The 2421-nt window shown below is 60.3% G+C and carries 3 protein-coding genes; all 3 read right to left on the bottom strand.

The features are described from left to right. Positions 1–698 (bottom strand): ABC transporter ATP-binding protein (locus tag JZX88_RS26000; protein ID WP_206915183.1); only part of this gene is annotated, 698 nt, incomplete at its 3' end. 12 nt (positions 699–710) lie between these two features. Then, complete coding sequence (locus tag JZX88_RS25995) at positions 711–1535, bottom strand: carbohydrate ABC transporter permease (protein ID WP_137454234.1); 825 nt, start codon at positions 1533–1535, stop codon at positions 711–713. A gap of 12 nt (positions 1536–1547) precedes the next feature. After that, entirely contained in the window at positions 1548–2420 is an 873-nt protein-coding gene (locus JZX88_RS25990; protein ID WP_080820603.1) for a carbohydrate ABC transporter permease, read from the bottom strand. Position 2421: the final 1 nt, after the last annotated feature.

The following is a 2421-nucleotide window of genomic DNA, read 5'->3' as shown; positions in this document are numbered from 1 at the left end:
AAGCCGGCGACGAAGAGGTTGGCGGGGGTGCGGTAAAGCTCCATCGGCGAACCGACCTGCTCGATATTGCCGCGGTTGAGGACGACGATCTTGTCGGCCATGGTCATGGCTTCCACCTGGTCGTGGGTGACATAGATCATCGTCGTCTTCAGCGCGTTGTGCAGCTCGGAGATTTCCAGCCGCATGGTGCCGCGCAGCGCCGCATCGAGGTTGGAAAGCGGCTCGTCGAACAGGAAGGCTTTCGGTTCGCGCACGATGGCGCGGCCGATGGCGACGCGCTGGCGCTGGCCGCCTGATAATTGCGAGGGCCGGCGTTCGAGATAATCGGTGAGGTTCAGCACCCGGGCCGCGTCCTCGACCTTTTTATCGATCACCGCCTTGTCGAGCTTGGCCATCTTCAGCGGGAAGGCGATGTTGTTCCTGACACTCATATGCGGATAAAGCGCATAGGACTGGAACACCATGGCAAGGCCACGCTCGGCCGGGGCCTTTTCGGTGGCGTCATTGCCGTCGATGACGATTCTGCCACCGGAAACATCCTCCAGCCCGGCGATCAGCCGCAACAGCGTGGACTTGCCGCAGCCGGAGGGGCCGACGAAGACGACGAACTCGCCGTCGTTGATATCGAGATCGATCGACGGGATGACTTTCGCCTCACCGAAGAGCTTGGACACGTTCTGAAGGGAAATGCTGCCCATGTTTGTCGTTCCTTATTTCACGGCGCCAAAGGTCAGGCCACGCACGAGTTGTTTCTGCGAGAACCAGCCGATGACGAGAATGGGGGCGATCGCCATCATCGAGGCGGCCGAGAGTTTTGCCCAGAACAGCCCCTGCGGCGAGGAGAAGGAGGCGATGAAGGCCGTCAGCGGGGCGGCATTGGTGGTCGTCAGCCGGATGGTCCAGAAGGCTTCGTTCCAGGCAAGGATGACGTTCAAAAGCAGCGTCGAGGCAATACCCGGCACCGCCATTGGTGTCAGCACATGCACGATCTCGTTCCACAGGGATGCGCCATCCATGCGGGCGGCCTCCAGGATCTCGCCGGGGATTTCGCGGAAATAGGTGTAGAGCATCCAGATGACGATCGGCAGGTTGATGAAAGTGAGCATGATGGTGAGCCCGATGCGGGTATCGAGCAGGCCGGCATTGCGGAAGAGCAGATAGATCGGCACAAGCACGGCGACGGCCGGCATCATCTTGGTGGAGAGCATCCACATCAAAATGTCCTTGGTGCGTTTGGTCGGCGAGAACGCCATGGCCCAGGCGGCGGGAATGGCGATGATCAGCGCAATGATCGTCGAGCCGAGCGACAGCACCACCGAGTTCATGAACGGCTTGAAGTAGTCGCGCTGGGTCTGGACCGTCACGTAATTCTCGAAGGTGCCCGAGGGAATGAGGCTGAAGCCGGCGATCGCCTCCGGTTCGGTCTTGAGCGAGGTGAGGAAGGCATAGAGGATCGGGAAGAACAGCAGCAGCGCCACGGCCCAGGCCGCGATGGAAAAGCCGATCTTCGCACGTGTGGTTGTCTTGCGGGCCATGATGTTTCCCCCTTACCGGTCGAGGTTCTTGCCGACGGCGCGCATCAGGAAGATGGCGACGATATTGGCGAGGATGACGGCGATGATGCCGCCGGCCGAAGCGCCGCCGACGTCGTAACCCAGAAGTGCGGTGCGATAGATGAGGAAGGCGAGGTTGGTGGAGGCATAACCCGGTCCGCCATTGGTGGTGACGAGGATTTCCGCGTAGACGCCGAGCAGGAAGATCGTCTGGATGAGAATGACGACGGTGATGGCGCGCGACAGATGCGGCAGGGTCAGATGGATGAAGCGATTGACGAAGTTGGCGCCATCCATCTCGGCGGCTTCCTTCTGCTCGCCATCGAGCGACTGCAGGGCGGTGAGCAGGATCAGCGTCGCAAACGGCAGCCATTGCCAGGCGACGATGATGATGATGGACAGCAGCGGAAACTGCGCGAACCAGTCGACCGGCTGCAGGCCGAAGAAGCGCGACAGATCGGCAAGCACGCCGTAACCGGGATGCATGATCATGTTCTTCCACACCAATGCGGCCACCGGCGGCATGACGAAGAAGGGCGAGATGATCATGATGCGGACGATGCCCTGGCCGAAAATGTCATTGTCGAGCAGGAGCGCAATGGCAATGCCGCCGATGACGGTGATCGCAAGCACGCCGCCGACGATCAGCAACGTGTTCCAGATCGACTGGAAGAAGGCCGGGTCGGTGTAGAAATACTGGTAATTGAACAGGCCCGCAAAGCTGACATTGGCCGGGTTGAGGAGATTGTAGTTCTGGAACGAGAACCACAGCGTCATCGCCAGAGGCACGATCATCCACACCAGCAATAACAGCACCGATGGCGCAAGCATCACCCGCGCCAGACCGCTCGTGTTTCGAGTTGCCATT

It is taken from the genome of Agrobacterium sp. OT33 (assembly GCF_017313365.1).
In the GTDB taxonomy this organism is placed as follows: Bacteria; Pseudomonadota; Alphaproteobacteria; order Rhizobiales; family Rhizobiaceae; genus Agrobacterium; species Agrobacterium rhizogenes_A.
Note: the sequence above shows the minus strand (reverse complement) of the source record. Positions and strands in the feature narration are given on the sequence as shown.